This is a genomic window from Mycolicibacterium parafortuitum (genome assembly GCF_010725485.1).
Taxonomy (GTDB): domain Bacteria; phylum Actinomycetota; class Actinomycetes; order Mycobacteriales; family Mycobacteriaceae; genus Mycobacterium.
In genome coordinates this window covers 3,988,391-4,007,672 of sequence record NZ_AP022598.1, presented here as the reverse complement: position 1 = coordinate 4,007,672, position 19,282 = coordinate 3,988,391, and the positions used below count along the sequence as shown (strand labels likewise).

General features: G+C 69.8%; 18 protein-coding genes. 4 read left to right on the top strand and 14 right to left on the bottom strand.

Translation table 11 applies throughout. The features are described from left to right. Window positions 1-5: 5 nt before the first annotated feature. From NTM_RS19185 to pheS, 12 genes are all read right to left on the bottom strand, one after another. Window positions 6-575, bottom strand: coding sequence for a hypothetical protein (locus NTM_RS19185; RefSeq protein WP_083146498.1), 570 nt, complete (start codon window positions 573-575; stop codon window positions 6-8). 10 nt (window positions 576-585) lie between these two features. Further along, window positions 586-1,215, bottom strand: a complete 630-nt coding sequence (locus NTM_RS19180; RefSeq protein WP_083146499.1) for a hypothetical protein — start codon at window positions 1,213-1,215, stop codon at window positions 586-588. Window positions 1,216-1,226: 11 nt separating this feature from the next. Then, a complete protein-coding gene (argH, locus tag NTM_RS19175; RefSeq protein ID WP_083146500.1) occupies window positions 1,227-2,639 on the bottom strand; it encodes an argininosuccinate lyase in 1,413 nt (470 codons plus the stop codon). A gap of 4 nt (window positions 2,640-2,643) precedes the next feature. Then, complete coding sequence (locus NTM_RS19170) at window positions 2,644-3,846, bottom strand: argininosuccinate synthase (protein WP_083146501.1); 1,203 nt, start codon at window positions 3,844-3,846, stop codon at window positions 2,644-2,646. 42 nt (window positions 3,847-3,888) lie between these two features. Continuing rightward, on the bottom strand, window positions 3,889-4,374 hold the full coding sequence (locus NTM_RS19165; protein ID WP_083146502.1) for an arginine repressor: 486 nt from the start codon (window positions 4,372-4,374) through the stop codon (window positions 3,889-3,891). Further along, the gene (gene argF, locus NTM_RS19160) at window positions 4,371-5,306 is read right to left on the bottom strand and encodes an ornithine carbamoyltransferase (protein WP_083146503.1); all 936 of its coding nucleotides are present in this window, start codon (window positions 5,304-5,306) and stop codon (window positions 4,371-4,373) included. Before argF ends, NTM_RS19165 begins: the two co-directional genes overlap by 4 nt. After that, window positions 5,303-6,478 (bottom strand): acetylornithine transaminase, encoded by a 1,176-nt coding sequence (locus NTM_RS19155; RefSeq protein ID WP_083146504.1) that lies wholly within the window; start codon window positions 6,476-6,478, stop codon window positions 5,303-5,305. The genes argF and NTM_RS19155 overlap by 4 nt, the downstream gene beginning before the upstream one ends. After that, window positions 6,475-7,380 (bottom strand): acetylglutamate kinase, encoded by a 906-nt coding sequence (argB, locus tag NTM_RS19150; RefSeq protein WP_083146505.1) that lies wholly within the window; start codon window positions 7,378-7,380, stop codon window positions 6,475-6,477. The genes NTM_RS19155 and argB overlap by 4 nt, the downstream gene beginning before the upstream one ends. Beyond that, the gene (gene argJ / locus NTM_RS19145) at window positions 7,377-8,573 is read right to left on the bottom strand and encodes a bifunctional glutamate N-acetyltransferase/amino-acid acetyltransferase ArgJ (RefSeq protein WP_083146506.1); all 1,197 of its coding nucleotides are present in this window, start codon (window positions 8,571-8,573) and stop codon (window positions 7,377-7,379) included. The genes argB and argJ overlap by 4 nt, the downstream gene beginning before the upstream one ends. Next, window positions 8,570-9,604 (bottom strand): N-acetyl-gamma-glutamyl-phosphate reductase, encoded by a 1,035-nt coding sequence (gene argC / locus NTM_RS19140; protein ID WP_083146507.1) that lies wholly within the window; start codon window positions 9,602-9,604, stop codon window positions 8,570-8,572. The genes argJ and argC overlap by 4 nt, the downstream gene beginning before the upstream one ends. Before the next feature lie 103 nt (window positions 9,605-9,707). After that, complete coding sequence (gene pheT / locus NTM_RS19135; protein ID WP_083146508.1) at window positions 9,708-12,203, bottom strand: phenylalanine--tRNA ligase subunit beta; 2,496 nt, start codon at window positions 12,201-12,203, stop codon at window positions 9,708-9,710. Continuing rightward, window positions 12,203-13,246 (bottom strand): phenylalanine--tRNA ligase subunit alpha, encoded by a 1,044-nt coding sequence (gene pheS, locus NTM_RS19130; protein WP_083146509.1) that lies wholly within the window; start codon window positions 13,244-13,246, stop codon window positions 12,203-12,205. The genes pheT and pheS overlap by 1 nt, the downstream gene beginning before the upstream one ends. Before the next feature lie 137 nt (window positions 13,247-13,383). Between pheS and NTM_RS19125 the strand changes: the two genes are divergently transcribed. Next, a complete protein-coding gene (locus NTM_RS19125) occupies window positions 13,384-14,271 on the top strand; it encodes a bestrophin family protein (protein WP_083146510.1) in 888 nt (295 codons plus the stop codon). A 12-nt stretch (window positions 14,272-14,283) separates the two neighbouring features. Here NTM_RS19125 and NTM_RS19120 read toward each other — a convergent pair whose 3' ends face one another. Continuing rightward, window positions 14,284-15,147: an adenylate/guanylate cyclase domain-containing protein gene (locus tag NTM_RS19120; protein WP_083146511.1), complete on the bottom strand. Its 864-nt coding sequence runs from the start codon at window positions 15,145-15,147 to the stop codon at window positions 14,284-14,286. A gap of 159 nt (window positions 15,148-15,306) precedes the next feature. Between NTM_RS19120 and NTM_RS19115 the strand changes: the two genes are divergently transcribed. The 3 genes from NTM_RS19115 (at window position 15,307) to NTM_RS19105 (ending at window position 18,520) form a co-directional block, all read left to right on the top strand. Next, complete coding sequence (locus tag NTM_RS19115; RefSeq protein WP_083146512.1) at window positions 15,307-16,368, top strand: oxygenase MpaB family protein; 1,062 nt, start codon at window positions 15,307-15,309, stop codon at window positions 16,366-16,368. Between the two features lie 4 nt (window positions 16,369-16,372). After that, window positions 16,373-17,608: an acyl-CoA dehydrogenase family protein gene (locus tag NTM_RS19110; RefSeq protein ID WP_083146513.1), complete on the top strand. Its 1,236-nt coding sequence runs from the start codon at window positions 16,373-16,375 to the stop codon at window positions 17,606-17,608. A gap of 132 nt (window positions 17,609-17,740) precedes the next feature. Next, window positions 17,741-18,520 carry an SDR family NAD(P)-dependent oxidoreductase gene (locus tag NTM_RS19105; protein ID WP_083146514.1) on the top strand — a complete coding sequence of 260 codons (780 nt, stop codon included), beginning with the start codon at window positions 17,741-17,743 and terminating at the stop codon, window positions 18,518-18,520. Here NTM_RS19105 and NTM_RS19100 read toward each other — a convergent pair. Next, a complete protein-coding gene (locus NTM_RS19100) occupies window positions 18,517-19,266 on the bottom strand; it encodes a TrmH family RNA methyltransferase (protein ID WP_083146515.1) in 750 nt (249 codons plus the stop codon). The genes NTM_RS19105 and NTM_RS19100 overlap by 4 nt on opposite strands. Window positions 19,267-19,282 lie beyond the last annotated feature (16 nt).

Here is a 19,282-nt window from a genome sequence, read left to right as displayed (position 1 = left end):
CCGCATCACCGCCCGCTCTCCGTGCGCTCGGCGAGTCCGACGTCGTCGGCGCGGGTGATCAGCGGGTCGTCGGCCGGGATGTCGATGACCAACCGGGATCCCAGGTAGTCGCTGCCTGCCCACACCCTGAGCAACAGCGGCGTCGAGGACCCCGCCTCGACGAGCGGTGGGTCGACCTCGAACAGCCAGCTGCCGTGCTGGGCGATCCCCGGCGAGATCTCCTCGCCGAGCGTGTCCAGAGAGAACTGATCGGATCTGGCGTACGTGTTCGGTCCGACGATCAGGTCCGCGCGCGGCAGCTCGGTGGCCCGCACCGCCTCCAGGGTGGTGTCGATGACGACCCACATGCCTGCTGCCGGAACGGAATCCAGCCGGGGCCCGATGCGCACCGCGGTGACCGTGGCGCGCAGCGCGCTGCCCTGTACCGGTTCTCCCGCGCGGCCGCGGACCTCGAACGGGCCGTAGATGTCCAGCGTCGTCGGAAGGTGGTGCCACACCAGCGCCGCGGCGGCCACGGTCACGACGACGCAGAGGGTGGACAGCAGCGCCTTGACGTTCGCGTTCAGGGTCCTCACGGTGATGTCCTCACGGTGACGGCGCCCCGACCACCAGCTCGGTGACCCCGTAATCGGTGAGACTGTCCAGCCACTCCTTACCGCCGTAGGTGACCATCAGCTGCTTGAAGCTCTTCTTCCACACCCGGACGGTGACGGTGCTGCCCTGCGCCAGCGCGTCGGCGGGGACCTGCCAGGCGAACACCACCTGCTCGGTCAGGCCGGGACCGAGGTTGGTGATCGGCGAGCCGTCCCGGAACCGGAACACGCCGTAGAACCTCTCCCCCGGCACGCCGCGCAGATCCAGCTCGTCGCGCAGCCGCCCGGGGATGGTTCCGTCGTTGCGCAGCGTCGCGACCACGCCCAGATAGAGCTGTCCCGGGGTGGCCGGACCGACGGTCAGACCCCCACCCTGGATCGTCTCGAGCAGTCTCGCCCGATCGACGGTGACGGTGTACTGCCCGTCGCTGAACTCCTCACCGGGCGCGAACGGTGTCGCGCCGTTGTCCACCCGGTCCAGCCCGCCGAACAACGCCGTGAATGCGACGAACGCGGCCACCGCGGCTTTCGACCACTGGCTCACCCTGCGGCTCGCCAGCCACTGCCCCACCCGCGACCGTCGGCCGGCGGACACCGCCGGTGCGGCGGGCTGGGGGTCCATACCGCTGAATGCTAGCGGCGCAACCGCGACCTCAGGGCGTCCGCGGTCTCGTGCACGGCACCGAGTTGCCGGGCCACCTGGACGGGCGCGGTACCACCGCGCGCATCGCGCGAGTTCACCGAGCCGTCGATGGTCAGCACGTCACGCACCTCGGCCGTCAGCTCGGGGTGGATACCCGCCAGTTCGGCATCGGCGAGGTCCTCCAGGCCGACGCCGCGCGCCTCGGCGGCGCGCACCGCCGCACCCGCGGCCTCGTGCGCGACGCGGAACGGCACCCCGCGGCGCACCAGCCATTCGGCGACGTCGGTGGCCAGTGTGTATCCCAGCGGGGCCAGCTCGGCCATGCGGTCGACGTCGAAGCGCAGCGTGCCGACCAGACCCGCCATCGCGGGCAGCACCAGCTCGAGCTGGGCGACCGAGTCGAAGACGGGTTCCTTGTCCTCCTGCAGATCCCGGTTGTAGGCCAGCGGCTGCGCCTTGAGCGTGGCCAGCAGACCGGTGAGGTTACCGATCAGGCGGCCTGCCTTGCCGCGCGCGAGCTCGGCGATGTCGGGGTTCTTCTTCTGCGGCATGATCGAACTGCCCGTCGACCACGCGTCGTGCAGCGTGACATACCCGAATTCGGTTGTGCTCCACAGGATGATGTCCTCGGCCAGCCGAGACAGGTCGACCCCGATCATCGTGAGGACAAACGCGGCCTCGGCCGCGAAGTCCCGGGACGCGGTGGCGTCGATCGAGTTGTCCGCCGCGGCGGTGAAGCCGAGCTCCTCGGCGATCGCGTCGGGATCGAGCCCCAGCGACGATCCGGCCAGCGCGCCGGATCCGTACGGCGACACCGCCGTCCGCTTGTCGAGGTCGACCAGCCGGTCGACGTCGCGCAGCAGCGGGTGCGCATGCGCCAGCAGCTGGTGCGCCAGCAGCACCGGCTGCGCCGACTGCAGGTGGGTCTTGCCCGGCATGATCGCGGTGGGGTGCGCGGCGGCCTGGGTCGCCAACGCCGACACCACCTCGAGGACACCGTCGGCGACCCGCCGCACCGCGTCACGCAGCCACAGCCGGAACAGCGTGGCCACCTGGTCGTTACGGGACCGGCCGGCCCGCAACCGGCCGCCCAGGTCCGGACCGACCCGGTCGATCAGGCCGCGCTCCAGCGCGCCGTGCACATCCTCGTCGGTGACCAGCGGGCCGAAGCTGCCGTCGGCGACGTCGGATCCGAGGCTGTCCAGCCCGGCGAGCAGTCCGTCGCGCTGCTCCTCGGTCAGCAGCCCCGCCCGGAACAGCACGCGGGCATGGGCTTTCGACGCCTGCACGTCATACGGCGCGAGCACCCAGTCGAAGTGCGTCGACTTGCTCAGTGCGGCAAGGGCGTCCGCGGGCCCGTCGGCGAACCGGCCGCCCCACAGCGAACCCTCGTTGGTGCTCACGGCGCTACTTCCCCGCCAGGTCCCGGCGCGCCGACAGGCTCGACGACAGGCCGTGCACGTGCACGAAGCCCTTGGCCGACGACTGGTCGAAGCTGTCGCCCTCGTCGTAGGTGGCGAGGTTGAAGTCGTACAGCGACTCGCTGCTGCGCCTGCCGTTGACCGCGATGTGCCCGCCGTGCAGCACCAGCCGGATCTCACCGCTGACGTGCTCCTGGGTGTTCGCCACGAAGGACTCCAGCGCCCGCTTGAGCGGCGAGAACCAGAGGCCGTCGTACACCAGCTCGCCCCACTTCTGGTCGGTGGTGCGCTTGAACCGGCCGAGCTCACGCTCCAGCGTGACGTGCTCGAGCTCGGTGTGCGCGGTGATCAGCACCATCGCGCCCGGCGCCTCGTAGATCTCGCGGCTCTTGATGCCCACCAGCCGGTCCTCGACGACGTCGAGCCGGCCCACGCCCTGGGCGCCAGCGCGCGCGTTGAGCTCTTCGATGGCCTCCAGCACGGTGACCGGCTTGCCGTCGATCGAGACCGGGACACCCTTCTCGAAGCCGATGATGACCTCGTCGGGGCTGTTCCAGTTGACCGTCGGGTCCTCGGTGTAGTCGTAGACGTCCTTGGTCGGGGCGTTCCACAGGTGCTCCAGGAAGCCGGTCTCCACCGCACGGCCCCACACGTTCTGGTCGATCGAGAACGGCGACCGCTTGGTGACGTTGATCGGGATCGCGTTCTCCTCGGCGAACGCGATGGCCTTCTCACGGGTCCACGCGTAGTCGCGCACCGGGGCGAGCACCTTGAGATCCGGTGCCAGCGACGCGAATCCGACCTCGAAGCGAACCTGGTCGTTGCCCTTGCCGGTGCAGCCGTGGGCGACGACGCCGCCGCCGTGCTCGCGCGCGGCCTCCACCAGGTGCTTGACGATCAAGGGCCGGCTCAGCGCCGACACCAGCGGGTAGCGGTCCATGTAGAGCGCGTTGGACTGGATGGCCGGCAAGCAGTACTGCTCGGCGAACTCGTCGCGGGCGTCGACGACGACCGCCTCGACGGCGCCGCAGTCGAGGGCGCGCTGGCGCACCACCTCCATGTCCTCGCCGCCCTGACCGAGATCGATGGCGACGGCGACGACCTCTTTACCGGTCTCCTTGGCGATCCAGCTGATCGCAACCGAGGTGTCCAGGCCACCGGAATAGGCCAGGATGACGCGGTCGGACATAACGAAACTCCTTCTTCTAAGGGCTAGTTCAGGTCTGCAATATCAAGTTTTGGACAGGTTCTCGATGGCGACGGCCAGTTCGGCGCCGGTCATCGGCTCGCGGGCGATCACGAGGATCGTGTCGTCCCCGGCGACCGTGCCGACCACGTAAGGCAGCACCGCACGGTCGATCGCGCTGGCCAGGTAGTGCGCGGCGCCGGGAGGCGTGCGCAGCACCGCGAGGTTGCCGCTGGCATCGGTGGACACCAACAGGTCGCCGAGTAACCGGGTGACCCGTTCGGTACCGCCGGCGACGCCGCGGACGGGGCTGCCGTCCTCGGGCACCACGTAGACCCCGACACCGCCGTCGGCGCCGCGCAGCTTCACCGCGCCGAGTTCTTCGAGGTCGCGCGACAGCGTGGCCTGGGTGACGTCGATCCCCTCGTCGGCGAGCAGCGCGGCCAGTTCGGTCTGGCTGCGCACCGAGTTCGACGACAGCAGCGCGACGATGCGGGCCTGCCTGCCCGCCCGGGTGGTGGCGGCTGTCACGGCCCGACCCCGGAGCTCTCCAGCAGCCACACCATCAGCGCTTTCTGCGCGTGCAGCCGGTTCTCGGCCTCGTCCCACACCGCGCTCTGCGGTCCGTCGATCACGTCGTCGGTGATCTCGTGGCCGCGGTGCGCCGGAAGGCAGTGCAGCACCACGGCTTCGGAGTCGGCGTGGCCGAGCAGTTCGGCGTTGAGCTGGAACGGCCGGAACGGCCGGACCCGGTCGAGCCCGTCGTTCTCCTGGCCCATCGACGTCCAGGTGTCGGTCACCAGCACGTCGGCCCCGGATGCGGCGGCGATCGGATCGTCGGTCAGCGTGACCTTCGCGCCCGTCTGGTGCGCGCGGGTCTCCGCGGCCGCGACGAACATCGGGTGCGGTGCGAAACCGGGCGGCGCCGCGATCGTCACGTCGATACCCGCGGTCACCCCGCCCAGCATCAGCGAGTGCGCCATGTTGTTGGCGCCGTCGCCGAAGTACGACAGCCGCAGGCCCTTCAGCGAGCCCTTGCGCTCGGCCAGGGTCTGCAGATCGGCGAGCACCTGGCACGGATGGAACTCGTCGGACAGCGCATTGATGATCGGCACGGTCGCGCCGCTGGCCATCGCGGTGAGCCGCTCCTGCGCGAACGTGCGCCACACGATCGCGTCGACGTACCGCGACAGCACCGCACCGGTGTCCTCGAGGGTCTCCTCACGGCCGAGTTGGGTGCTGCGGCCGTCGACGACGACGGCGTGCCCACCGAGCTGCGCGATCCCCATCTCGAACGAGAACCGGGTGCGGGTGGAGTTCTTCTCGAAGATCACCGCGACGCCGCGCGGGCCTTCGAGGGGCCGCCGGCTGACCGGGTTCTTCTTCAGCTCCGCCGCCAGGGCGAGCACCTCGGCCTGCTCGTCGGGCGAGAAGTCGTCGTCACGAAGGAAATGCCGGATCATCGGGAACTCTCCACCTGGTTGAGGATTCGCGGCAGGGCCGCCAGGAACGATTCGACCTCGGCCTCGGTGATCACCAGCGGCGGCGCCAGCCGGATCACGTCACCCGCCGCGGCGTTGACGAGGAAACCCGCTTCGCGCGCGCCGGCCTCGACCGCTTTGGCCACGTCGGCCGTCAGCACGATCCCGCGCAGCAGGCCGCGACCGCGGACATGGTCGACCAGCGGATGGTTCAGCTCCTCCACGCCGTGCGCGATGGTCTTGCCGAGCACGTCGGCACGCTCGACGAGACCTTCGTCGGCGAGCACCTTGAGCACCGCGAGCGCGGCCGCGGTGCACACCGGGTTACCGCCGAAGGTGCTGCCGTGCAGGCCGGGAGTGAGCAGGGCCGCGGTGTCACCGACGGCCAGGCACGCGCCGATCGGCAGACCGCCGCCGAGGCCCTTGGCCATGGTCACGACATCCGGGGTGATGCCGTCATGCTGGTGGGCGAAGAACGCCCCGGTACGCCCGACCCCCGTCTGCACCTCGTCGAGGACGAGCAGCGCGCCGTGCGCGGCGGTGATCTCGCGGGCCGCCACCAGATAGCCGGCCGGCGGCACGACCACGCCGCCCTCCCCCATGATCGGCTCGAGGAACACCGCGGCGGTCTCCGAATCGACGACGGCGCGCAACGCGTCGACGTCCCCGTACGGCACGTGCGTGACGTAGCCGGGCAGCGGCTCGAACGGCGCCTGCTTGGCCGGCTGGCCGGTCAGCGCCAGCGATCCCATCGTCCTGCCGTGGAAAGCGCCTTGCGCCGCAATGATCTTCGTCTTGCCGGTGAGCCGGGTGATCTTGAAGGCGACCTCGTTGGCCTCGGTTCCGGAATTACAGAAGAACACCTTGGCCGGCGCGCCGAGCTGGGCGACCAGCGCTTCGGCGAGCGCGACACCCGGTTCGGTGGCGTACAGGTTCGAGGTGTGTCCCAGCGTGCTCATCTGACGGGTGACCGCCTCGATCACCGCCGGATGGCCGTGGCCGAGCACGTTGACGGCGATGCCGCCGAGCAGGTCGATGTAGCTCTTACCGTCGACGTCGGTCACCACCGCGCCGTGCCCGCTGGCCAGCGCCAGCGGCGGGGTGCCGTAGTTGTCCATCATGACCGCCGACCAGCGGTCCAGCAGGTTGCTCACGCTCCAGCCTCCTTGTCCGGCTCCTTCGTCGCCGAACGCATCACCTTCGTCCCCGCGCCTTCATCGGTGAACAGTTCGACCAGCACGCAGTGCTCCACCCGGCCGTCGATCACATGGGCGCTCGGCACGCCGCCGTTGATCGCGCGCAGGCACGCCTCGATCTTGGGCACCATGCCCTCTTCCAGCGTCGGGAGCAGCTCGGTCAGCGCATCGGAGTTGATCTGGCTGACCAGCGAATCGCGGTCGGGCCAGCGCGTGTAGAGGCCTTCGACATCGGTGAGCATCAGCAGCTTCTCGGCCCCGAGGGCTTCGGCCAGCGCGGCGGCGGCGGTGTCGGCGTTGATGTTGTAGACCAGCCCCGAGGCGTCGGGCGCGATCGTCGAGACCACCGGGATCCGGCCCGCGGCGATCAGGTCCAATACGGCGCCGGTGTTGACCTTCTCCACATCGCCGACCAGGCCGATGTCGGTGGCGACACCGTCGACCAGCACGGTGCGCCGCACCGCGGTGAACAGATGGGCGTCCTCGCCGGTGATGCCCACCGCGTAGGGACCGTACGCGTTGATCAGATTGACCAGCTCGCGGCCGACCTGACCGAACAGCACCATGCGCGCGACGTCGAGCACCTCAGGGGTGGTGACGCGGAAGCCGCCCTTGAAATCGCCTGGGATGCCCAGCTTCTTGAGCATGGCCGAGATCTGCGGCCCGCCGCCGTGCACCACGACCGGGTGGATCCCGCAGTTGCGCAGAAACACCATGTCGGCGGCGAACGCGGCCTTGAGCCGATCGTCGACCATCGCGTTGCCGCCGTACTTGACCACGACGATCTTGCCGTTCAGCGCGGTCAGCCATGGCAGCGCGTCGGCGAGCACCTGCGCCTTCTCGGGTGTCGTCAGGCTCATGAGCTGTAGGCCGAGTTCTCTTCGACGTAGGCGTGCGACAGGTCGGTGGTGCGGATCGACGCCGACGCGGACCCGACACCGAGATCCACCACGACGCCGATGTCCTCACCCGACAGGTCGACCTCGCGTGCGCCGGGCGTCCCCGTACTGTCCACGCACACCGGGAAACCGTTGAACGACACCGCGATCCGCCCGGCGTCGAGCTTGACCGGGGCCATCCCGACCGCGGCGAGCACCCGGCCCCAGTTCGGGTCGGAACCGAACAGTGCGGTCTTGACCAGGCTGTCGCGGGCGATCACGCGTGCCGCGGTCACCGCGTCGTCCTCGCTTTCGGCGCCGGTGACGGTGACGATGATCCGCTTGGTGACACCCTCGGCGTCGGCCTGCAGCTGCGCGCACAGGTCTTCGCACACCTGCAGCACCGCGTCGTCGAGCGCCTCCTGGCTCGGGGTGACCTCACTGGCCCCCGAGGACAGCAGCAGCACGGTGTCGTTCGTCGAGCAGCTGCCGTCGATGTCGAGCCGGTCGAAAGTCCTTGCGGCGGCGTTCTTCAGCGCGGACTGCAGCGCCTGCGGGCTCGCGACGGCGTCGGTGGTGATCACGCACAGCATCGTCGCCAGCGACGGCGCCAGCATGCCGGCGCCCTTGGCCATCCCGCCGACGGTCCATTGGTCCCTGTGGTGGAGCGCGGCCTGTTTGGGCACGGTGTCGGTGGTCATGATGGCCCGGGCGGCCTCTTCCCCGCCGCTCAGCCCGCCGGCCATCTCGCGCACGATCTCCTCGACGCCGGCGAGCACCTTGTCCATCGGCAGCCGGTCGCCGATGAGCCCGGTCGAGCACACCGCGACCTCGACAGCCCCGGTCTCGGTGCCCCAGTTGGACAGTGCGGACGCGACGGCCTCGGCGGTGGCGTGCGTGTCCTGGAATCCTCCGGGGCCGGTGCAGGCGTTGGCGCCGCCGGAGTTCAGCAGCACCGCGCGCAGCCGACCGGTGGTGAGCACCTGCTGTGACCACAGCACCGGGGCGGCCTTGATCTTGTTGCGGGTGAACACGCCCGCGGCCGCATGGTCGGGCCCTTCGTTGAAGACCAGCGCCAGGTCGAGCTTGCCGGACGCCTTGATGCCCGCGGCGATGCCGGTGGCCCGGAAACCCGCGGGCGCGGTGACACCCTGGGTGCGCAGCAGCCGCGTCACGGCGCGACCCCCACCGTCGAGAGGCCCTCGGCCTCGGGCCAGCCCAGGGCGAGGTTCATCGACTGCACAGCCGCTCCTCCGGTTCCCTTCACGAGATTGTCGATGGCGGCGATCGCGATGAACGTCGAAGCGTCCTCGTCGACCGCGATGGCGAGCTGCGCGGCGTTGCTGCCGGTCACCGCTCCGGTCTTGGGCAGCTGTCCGTCGGGCAGCAGGTACACGAAAGGCTCGTCGCTGTAGGCCTTCTCGTACGCGGCACGCAGCTCGTCGACGGAGGCCTGGGTGCGCGCGGTGCACGTCGCGAGGATGCCGCGCGACGTCGGGATCAGCACCGGGGTGAACGACACCGTGACGTCGACGCCGGAGACGCCGCGCAGCCCCTGGGCGATCTCGGGCGTGTGCCGGTGCTTGCCGCCGATGTTGTAGGCGCGCGCCGAACCGATCACCTCGGAGCCGAGCAGATCCACCTTCGCGGAGCGGCCGGCGCCCGAGGTGCCGCTGACCGCGACGACGGTGACCGCGGGCTCGACCAGACCCGCGGCCAGGGCGGGCCACAGCGCCAGCAGCGCGGCGGTCGGATAGCAGCCGGGCACCGCGACCCGCCTGGTCCCGCGCAGCCGGTCCCGGCCCCCGGGGAGTTCGGGCAGGCCGTAGGGCCAGCTGCCGGCGTGCTCGGAGCCGTAGAACCGCTCCCAGTCGCCGGCATCGGTGAGCCGGAAGTCGGCACCGCAGTCGATGATCAGGGTGTCCGGGCCCAGTTGCTCGGCCAGGGCTGCCGAATGTCCGTGCGGCAACGCGAGGAACACCACGTCGTGCCCGGCGAGAATGTCGAGCTCGGTCGGCTCCAAGGTCCGGCCGGCGAGCGGCAGCAGATGCGGATGATGCTCGGCGAGCAGGGACCCGGCGCTGGCGGCGGCGGTCAGCGCACCGATGGTCAGCCTGCCGTCGGCGTAGGCGGGATGGCCGAGGAGCAGACGAAGGATCTCGCCTCCTGCATATCCGCTGGCACCGGCGACAGCCACAGAAGTCATGACTACCATGATGAATGGTTATGCATCGATATGCAAATTCATTATGCAGGCCACTGACAGGCGCCAGAGGTCCCGTCGAACGAGGCGGAGGCGACGACCAAATTCAGCGCTGAACCGCGCCGACCCGCTCCCCGGCAACAGCCACCGCGGCCTCGCGGGCGGCGCTGGCCTCCTCCTCGGTCAGTGTGCGGTCGGCCGCGCGGAACCGCAGCGCGAGCGCCAGCGACTTCCGTCCCTCGCCGATCTGCGGACCGGTGTAGACGTCGAAGATCCGGACGTCTTCGAGCAGGTCTCCCGCGCCGGCCCGCACGGCCTCGACGACACTCTGCGCGGCGACGTCCTCGGCGACGACGAGCGCGACGTCCTGGAACACCGCCGGGAACGGTGAGACCTTGGGCGCGGGAAGGGTTTCGGTGATCGGCACCGCGTCGAGGTCGATCTCGAGGGCGCAGGTCCCCTTCGGCAGCCCGGTCCGCTCGATCACGGCCGGGTGCAGCTGACCCGCATGACCGACGACGACGTCGCCGAGCAGCACCTCCGCGCACCGTCCCGGATGCCACGGCAGGACCTGCGCGGAGCGCAGCGTGAACTCGACGCCCGCGGCGCGACCGATCACCCGCACGGCCTCGAACGCGTCAGCCGCCTCGACGGCACGCCCGGCACCCCACGGTCCGGCAGCCTCGCGCAGACCCGCCAGCACCGCGGCGACGTGCCGGGGCTGACGTGGCAGCGACGCGTCCAGCGTGGCGATCTCCTCGTCGGTGGGCCTGCGATCGTTCGGGATCCGCTCGACCGCGCGGGTGTCCGGTGTCGGCTCCACCACCTGGGCGATGGCGAACAGCGCCACGTCCACCGCACCCCGGGAGACGTTGCGGTGCAACGCTTCCAGCAGTCCCGGCAGCAGGGTTGTCGCCAGGCCGGGCCGGTCGGATTCCAGCGGGTTGAGCACCTTGGTGGTGTTGCGGCGTGGATCGTCGGCGTCCAGTCCCCACTGGTCGAAGACGCCCGCGGGCAGGAACGGGGTCGGCAGGATCTCGACGAAACCGCTGAGCGCCAAGGACTTTCCGACCGCACGACGACGCTTCTGGTCCGGTGTGAGACCTCTGCCCGCCGGCGCGCTCGGCAGCACGGACGGGATGAGGTCGAGCCCCTCGAGGCGCAGCACCTCTTCGACGAGGTCGGCGGGCTGGCGGATGTCGGGGCGCCAGCTCGGCGGGGTCGCGGTCAGCCGGTCGCCGTCGACCTCGACACGGGCGCCGATCTGCGTCAGCCGCTTCACCGCGGCGCCGGGCGCGTACTCGACGCCCGCGGTTCGGTCGGGCAGGTCGACGGGCATACTCACCGGCGCCGGTGACCAGTCGTCGCGCGGCGGATCGCCGCGCCAGTCGGTCAGCGTGGGTTCGACTGTGCCGCCCGCGATCTCGGCCAGCAGTGTCGCGCAGCGATCGAGCGCGGCGACCGACACCGCGGGATCGACGGTGCGTTCGTAGCGCCGGCCCGCCTCGCTGTGCAGGTGCAGGCGGCGCTGCGTCCGCGACACCGCCGCCGGATCCCAGACCGCCGCCTCCAGCATGACGTCGGTGGTGCTGTCGCGGACCTCGGTGGTGCCCGCGCCCATCACGCCGCCGATCGCGGCGGTGGCGACGTCGTCGACGATCAGCACGTCGACCGGGTCGAGTTTGCGTTCCACGTCGTCGAGGGTCACGACGGTCTCCCCCGGCTCGGCGAACCGGACCCGGAATCCGCCGGTGATCAGGCTGCGGTCGTGGGCGTGCATCGGATGCCCGAGCTCGAGCATCACGTAGTTCGTCACATCCACCGCCGGCGAGATCGCCCGGATCCCGCTGAGCACCAGGCGCCGTTGCAACCACCACGGTGACACGGCCTTCGGGTCGATGCCGGTCACGGGGCGCAGCCCGAACCGCTGCACACCGGTGCCCGGATCGATGGTCACCGGCAACGCCTCGCCGGTGGCGGGCAGCGGGGTGACGTCGGCGGGGTCGACGTAGTCGAGGTCGAACGCGTTGGAGATCTCGCGTGCCAGCCCCCGCACCGACAGGCAGTAGCCGCGGTCGGGGGTGATCGCGAGGTGGAACACCACGTCGTCGAGGCCCAGTACGCCGTGCGCGGGAGTTCCGGGTTCGGCGGTGCCCGGCGGCAGCACCAGGATCCCGGAGTGGTCCGAGCCGAGGTTGAGTTCGGACACCGAGCAGATCATGCCGTCGGAGGTGCGCCCGTAGGTCTTGCGGGTCGCGATGGTGAAATCGCCGGGCAGCACGGTGCCGGGCAGCGCGACGACCACCAGGTCACCGACCGCGAAGTTGGTTGCCCCGCAGACGATGTCGCGCGGCGCCCCGTCGAGGTTCTCGGATCCGACGTCGACCTTGCACGCTCGGATCGGCTTCTTGAACTCGGTGAGTTCCTCGATCTCGACGACGCGGCCGATGGTCAGCGGACCACTGACCGGGCCGACCGGGATGATCTCCTCGACCTCGTGCCCGATGCGGATCAGCGCCTGCTCGAGCTCCTCGGCAGAGACGTCCCAGCCGGGCGCGCCGGCCTGGACGGTGTCACGCAGCCAGCTGTACGGAACGCGCATCAGGCCCCCACTCCGAACGGCAACGAGAACCGGACGTCACCCTCGACCATGTCGCGCATGTCGGGGATGCCGTTGCGGAACTGCAGGGTGCGTTCCAGGCCCATGCCGAACGCGAAGCCCGAATACACGTCCGGGTCGATACCGCACGCGCGCAACACATTCGGGTTGACCATGCCGCAACCGCCCCATTCCACCCAGCCGGGCCCGCCCTTCTTGTCCGGGAACCAGATGTCGACCTCGGCCGACGGTTCGGTGAACGGGAAGAAGTGCGGCCGGAACCGGGTCCGCCCCTCCGGCCCGAACTCCGAGCGCGCCAGTGCGTCCAGCGTGCCGCGCAGATTGGCCATGGTCAGCCCCTTGTCCACGGCGAGCCCTTCGACCTGGTGGAACACCGGGGTGTGGGTGGAGTCGAGCTCGTCGGTGCGGAAGGTGCGCCCCATCGCCACGATGTAGACGGGCAGGTCACGTTCGAGCAGGGCCCGGATCTGCACCGGCGAGGTGTGGGTGCGCAGCACCTGCCGCGACCCCTCGGGCGCGACCTGGAACGTGTCCTGCTCGCTGCGCGCGGGATGGTCGGGAGGGAAGTTCAGTGCGTCGAAGTTGAACTGCTCGGTCTCGACCTCGGGCCCCTCGGCCACCTCCCAGCCCATCGCGACGAACGTGTCGGCGATGCGCTCGGACAGGATGGTGATCGGGTGCCGCGCGCCGACCGGCTGCCGCGTCGACGGCAGCGTGACGTCGATGCGCTCGGCGACCAGCACGGCGGCGTCCCGCTCGGCGCGCAGTGCCGCCAGACGCTCGTCGTACGCGGCCTGCGCACCGGTGCGCGCCACGTTGACGCGTTTGCCCGCATCGGCGCGCTCGGCCTTCGGCAGCGCGCCGAGCGCCTGCCGGGCGAGCGCGATCGGCGACCGGTCCCCGAGGTGCTCGGTCTTGGCTTTCGCGAGCTCGTCGAGGCTGGACGCCGCGTCGAACGCACGCCGGGCTGCGCTGACCGCTTCGGCCAGCGCGTTGTCTGAGAGGTCCACAGGCTGATCAGCCACCCGGCCATCCTAGGGGACGCGTTCGGGCGCACTTCGCCTGCATTTGGCACTCGTCGGCGATACCCTCGCGCGATGGTGATCCGGCTCTCCATCCGTCGACACCGCCTGCGGGTTTCCGCGGTCCGGCCGGGTGACAGGTGATCAGATCGGTGGGCCCGGCCGGGCCGGTCAAGGTGTCGGCGCGGGTGATCTGGGCGCTGCGTGTCGACCTGCTGGTCATGGTCACCGTGGCAGCGGTGATGGCGCCCATCCCGGACTCGCTGCAGGACGAGAACGCCACCGCGGTGCTGTCCGTGCTCGGCATCTGCGCGACGATCTTCATCGGCTTCCGCAACAGCAACGCCTACAGCCGATGGTGGGAGGCGCGCACGCTGTGGGGCGGGGTGATCATCAACGACCGGGCGCTCGACAACGACCTCGTCAGCCTCGACGATGGTTCACCGGCGATGGCCCCGGTCCTGGATCGTCTGCGCCGGCGCCAGGTCAGGCACGCCTGGCAACTGGCCGCCGAGCTGCGCGGGGTGCGGCCCCCGGCCGGCGTCACCGATCTGACCCCGGAGGATCCCGCCGAGATCAGCGCCACCGAACTCCTCACCCGACAGGCCCACGACGTCCAGCTGCTCGCGCGCGACGGGCACATCGACTCGCAGAGCCGGATGATGCTGATGTCGCTCAACACCGCGGTGGTGACTGCGCAGAGCGGGCTGGAACGCATCCGCAACCAGCCGATCCCGGTCCACTACGACGGTTTCATCCGACTGCTGGCGTGGGTTTTCGCGATCGTGGCGTTCAACCGGCTCGACGCCGCCAGCCACCATCCCGGCAGCATCGCGATCGGGCTGGTGATCATGGCGGTGTTCATCACCGCAGAACGGTTGGGACACTTCATCGAAGAGCCGATGAGCAACCGGATCTTCGACCTGCCGCTGTACCGGTTCTGCGCGACGATCACCGGGAATCTCCTGGGGCCCGATCACCCGCTGGCGCAGCCCCGCGAGGACGCGAAGGCCACCGTCTGGATGTGACCGGCCTGGCTGTCAGTACACCTGGTCCCCGTCGTCCCCGCTGACCGCCCGCTGGTATCGCGTCCTGAGCCGGTACATGGTGAAGTCGGCGGGCACCCCGTCGGGTTTGGGCGCGAACACCTGCCGGCGCAGCTTCTTCGCCGTCACCCCGAGTGCGTCGAGTTCCCCGTCGGGAATCCGTTCCAGCGTCGCCTCCGACACCACCAGTTCGCCGCGGGTGGCCCGCTCCATCACCCGCGCCGCGAGGTTGACGTCGATGCCGAGCCAGTCCGAACCGATCCGTTGCGGACGTCCGGTGTGGACGCCGACCCGCATCCGGGGTGTGTAGCCGTCCACGTCAACGAGTTTCACGGCGCGCCGGGCCTCGACGGCCGCGGCCACGGCGGTGATCGGATCGGTGAAGACCGCCATCAGACCGTCCCCCATCCGTTTGACGATGTGCCCGCCGGCTTCCAAAAGCGGCGGCTCGACGACCTGCGAGACACGGCGCAGCAGGCGCAGCGTGGCGTCGTCGCCGGCGTCGAGCGACCAGGCCGAGAAACCCACCAGGTCGGTGAACACCAGGGTGGCCTCGGCATTGGCCGGGCGGCCGGAGACCCGTTCGGTCAGCGCCTGCCACACCTGCAGCGCTCCGAGGCTCACCTCACGGGTCGCGGCGTTGCGCTCCAGCAGCCGGTCGGCGGCGCGGGCCGCGGCCCGGGGACCGCCGACCCCGTCGACCGACAACGGGTCGCCGAATTCGGGGTCACCGGGCAGGGCGCGGCGGGTGCGCCGGAGGAACGAGACCACGCCGTCGTGGTGGTTGACACTCCTGAACCACGACAGCGGCCCGCCAGGCCGCCCGCCCTCTGGCTCACCCGGCGGCTCATCCTCCACGGCGTCAAGCCTAAACGAGCGCCGAATCCGGGTTAAACAGCCAGGTCACGCACGGATGGCACCACGGTGGAATCTCCGTAACAGCCCGGCCGCGCCGACCCGATTTCGTAGACAACGAGTGTTGTCAAGCTTATCTTGGGAAGGGTGCGATCAAAGGCGATGGCAAACACTTCCCCGGGCGCCGGTTCTGGCGCCGACGCGTCCGAATCCTCCGTCGTTCCCGACGATTTCCCGCTCGGGCCCGACTCCCTGACATGGAAATACTTCGGCGACGTCCGCACCGGCATGCTCGGGGTGTGGATCGGCGCGATCCAGAACATGTACCCGCAGCTGGGCGCCGGCGTCGAGGACCACTCGATCCTGCTGCGTGAACCGCTGCAGCGGGTCGCCCGGTCGGTCTACCCGATCATGGGCGTGGTGTACGACGGCGACCGCGCCGCCGAGACCGGGGCGCAGATCCGCGGCTACCACCAGACCATCAAGGGCGTGGACGGCGAGGGCAGGCGCTACCACGCACTGAACCCCGACACCTTCTACTGGGCGCACGCGACGTTCTTCATGCTGATCATCAAGACCGCCGAGTACTTCTGCGGCGGTCTCACCGAGGCCGAGAAACATCAGCTGTTCGACGAGCACGTGCAGTGGTACCGGATGTACGGGATGAGCATGAAACCGGTGCCCGAGTCGTGGGAGGCGTTCTGCGAGTACTGGGATCGCAAGTGCCGCGAGGAGTTGGAGATCAACCGCGCGACGCTGGACATCTTCGAGATGCGGATCCCGAAACCGTGGTTCGTGCTGATGCCGACCCCGGTGTGGGACCAGATGTTCAAACCGATGATCGGCGCCCAGCGCTGGATCGCCGCCGGCGTGTTCGACCCGGTGGTGCGCGAGCGGGCCGGACTGCGGTGGACGCCCGGCGACGAGGTCGTGCTGCGGCTGTTCGGCAAAGCCGTCGAGCTGGCGTTCGCCGCCGTGCCGGACGAGATCCGGCTGCACCCCCGCGCCGTGGCGGCCTACCGCCGGGCCGAGGGCAAGATCCCCGCCGACGCCCCGCTGGTGGAGGCGCCGGCGTTCATGGCGCCGCCACGCGACCGCCGGAACATGCCGATGCACTACCTGCCGCCGCACAAATCGTTGCTCGACAAGGTCGGCTCGCTGGTGCACACGACGTTCTCTTTGGCGGGGCGGCGTCCGGCGCGCGGAACCGGTAAGGCAGCCTAGGCACATGCTTGATTGGTCAGACGTTGACATTGCCGTGCGCGACGCCGTTCGCGAGTTCGTCGACAAAGAGGTGCGCCCGCACCTCGACGAGCTCGAAGACGGCGACATGGAGCCCTACCCGATCATCCGGAAGTTGTTCTCGACGTTCGGGATCGACGCGATGGCCAAGGAGGCCCTCGACAAGAGACTGACCCGGATGCGCGAGGGCGGCGACAAGCCGTCCAAGAGCGCGGGCGGCGGCATGTTCGGGGGCGGTTCCCCCGGAATGGGTTTCGTGCTGATCAGTGAACTGTGCCGGGTGTCGATGGGCCTGGTGACCGGGATGGGTGTGAGCCTGGGCCTGACCGTGCCGACCATCCAGAGCCGCGGCACCCTCGCGCAGCAGGAGCGCTGGCTGCCCGGCCTGGTCACCTACGAGAAGATCGGCGCGTGGGCGATCACCGAGCCCGATTCGGGTTCGGATGCCTTCGGCGGCATGAAGTCCTATGTGGTCCGCGACGGGGACGACTACATCCTCAACGGCCAGAAGACGTTCATCACCAACGGACCCGACGCCGACGTCGTCGTCGTCTACGCGAAGCTCGACGAGGGTGACGGCGCGGACAAGCGTGACCGCAAGGTCCTGACCTTCGTGCTCGACAAGGGCATGGAGGGCTTTGTGCAGTCGAAGCCGTTCCGCAAGATGGGAATTCACAGCTCACGCACCGGCGAGCTGTTCTTCAACAACGTCCGGCTCGGCCGCGACCGGCTGCTCGGCGAGACCGAGAACAATGAAGCCGGCGACGGGCGCGACAGCGCCCGGTCCAGCTTCTCCGCCGAGCGGATCGGTGTGGCGGCGATGGCCCTCGGCGTCATCGAGGAGTGCCTGCGCCTGAGCGTCGACTACGCCAAGACCCGCAAGCTGTGGGGCCAGGAGATCGGTCAGTTCCAGCTGATCCAACTCAAGCTCGCCAACATGGAAGTCGCGCGGATGAACGTGCGCAACATGCTGTTCCGGGTCATCGAGTCTTCGCAGAGCGGTTCGCCGATCTCGCTGGCCGAGGCGTCGGCGATCAAGTGGTACTGCTCGCAGGCCGCCACCGACGTCGCGATGGATGCCGTGCAGCTGTTCGGCGGCAACGGCTACATGACCGAATACCGCGTCGAGCAGCTGGCCCGCGATGCGAAGTCGCTGATGATCTACGCCGGAAGCAACGAGGTGCAGATCACCCACGTCGCCAAGGGCCTGCTGAACGGCTGACCCCGCGGTTTCGCGAGACCGCCACCACGGTAGTGGCCGGGCTGGAATCACTACCGTGAGGGCGGTTTCGCGAGACGGCGCGCAGCTCGCGGGCGAGCGCTAGCCTGGATGGGGCCCGACCGAGGAGCACCCATGGAGTTCAGCAACACCACCGCACTGGTCACCGGCGCGAGCGGAGGCATCGGCGAGGAGTTCGCCGTGCAGCTCGCCCGCCGCGGCGCCCATCTGGTCCTGGTCGCGCGGCGCGCTGAGAAGCTGGAGGCGCTGCGGCAGACCCTCACCGCACGGCATCCCGGCATCGTCGTCGACATCGTCACCGCCGACCTGTCCGTGCCGGGCTCGGGGGCCGACGTCGAGGCGCAGGTGCGCACGCTCGGCCGATCGATCGACGTGCTGATCAACAACGCGGGCATCGGGTTGCACGGCAAGTTCGTCGACCAGGAACCCGATCCCAACGCCGCCCAGATCCAGTTGAACTGCGGCACATTGGTGGACCTGACCGCGCGGTTCCTGCCCGCGATGGCAGAGCGCCGGCAGGGCGTGGTGCTCAACGTCGCGTCGACGGCGGCGTTCCAGCCGACTCCCGGCATGGCGGTCTACGGCGCCACCAAGGCGTTCGTGCTGTCCTACACCGAGGCGCTGTGGCAGGAATGCCGCGGCACCGGGGTCAAGATCCTGGCGTTGTGCCCGGGAGCGACGGAGACCGAGTTCTTCGACCGCACCGGCGAACAGTTCCTCACCGACGGCAGGCAGAGTGCCGCGCAGGTCGTCGACAACGCGTTCTCCGCACTCGACAAGTCCGACCCGACCGTGATCTCGGGCTTCCGCAACGCACTGCTGGCGTCGGGCTACCGGATCGCGCCGCGCAAACTGCTGCTGGCGGTGTCGGAGCGGATGCTGAAGTCGACCTAACGGGCACGGCGGCGGGCGGCCGCGCTCTGGTACAGACAGATCGCCGCGGCCGATGCGACGTTGAGGCTCTCCGCGCCGCCGGCCATCGGGATCTCCACACCGGCGCTCGCGAGTGCGACCACGTCGTCGGGAAGGCCGTGCGCCTCTGGACCGAACAACCACGCGGTCGGGCCGGACAGATCGACGTCGTCGAGGGACACGGAGCCGCCGAGCACCGTCGCGAGCGCCTGCAGGCCGGCGTCTTTGAGCGCCACCACAGCGCCCGCGGCATCCTGGTGACTGACCACCGGAATCGAGAAGATGCTGCCCGCCGACGCGCGCAGACACTTGCCGTTGTAGGGATCCACGCTGTCACCGGCGAGCACCACCGCGTCGGCGCCCATCGCGTCGGCGACCCGGATCAACGTGCCCGCATTGCCGGGCTCGGAGATCCCCACCGGCACCGCCACCAACGTCGGTGCGGTGGCCAGCACATCGGCCAGGGTGGTCTCCGGCATCGCGCACACGGCGACCAGGCCGACCGGGGTCACGGTGTCGGACAACACCTTTGCCGCTTTGTCGGTGACCAGGTCCACCTGCGTCCCGGACAGCAGCGCACCGAACTTGTCCGCCGCGGCCTCGGTGGCGAAGACCTCACAAACACGTCCGCGCCGCAACGCTGCCTCGACGAGGTTGGGACCTTCGGCGAGAAAGCGTGCGGCGCGGCGGCGCCCGGTGTGGCGGTGCAGTTTGACCGCAGCTGCCACCCGGGCAGAACGCTCG

Coding starts and splice junctions, on each gene's coding strand:
- argB (WP_083146505.1), bottom strand. CDS start 7,380: ATGAGCCTGACGACACCCGAGAAGGCGCAGGTGCTCGCCGACGCGCTG.
- NTM_RS19105 (WP_083146514.1), top strand. CDS start 17,741: ATGGAGTTCAGCAACACCACCGCACTGGTCACCGGCGCGAGCGGAGGC.
- argF (WP_083146503.1), bottom strand. CDS start 5,306: ATGATCCGGCATTTCCTTCGTGACGACGACTTCTCGCCCGACGAGCAG.
- argC (WP_083146507.1), bottom strand. CDS start 9,604: ATGACTTCTGTGGCTGTCGCCGGTGCCAGCGGATATGCAGGAGGCGAG.
- pheT (WP_083146508.1), bottom strand. CDS start 12,203: ATGCGCGTTCCGTACAGCTGGCTGCGTGACACCGTCCAGGCCGGCGCG.
- NTM_RS19180 (WP_083146499.1), bottom strand. CDS start 1,215: ATGGACCCCCAGCCCGCCGCACCGGCGGTGTCCGCCGGCCGACGGTCG.
- NTM_RS19115 (WP_083146512.1), top strand. CDS start 15,307: ATGGCAAACACTTCCCCGGGCGCCGGTTCTGGCGCCGACGCGTCCGAA.
- NTM_RS19110 (WP_083146513.1), top strand. CDS start 16,373: ATGCTTGATTGGTCAGACGTTGACATTGCCGTGCGCGACGCCGTTCGC.
- NTM_RS19170 (WP_083146501.1), bottom strand. CDS start 3,846: ATGTCCGACCGCGTCATCCTGGCCTATTCCGGTGGCCTGGACACCTCG.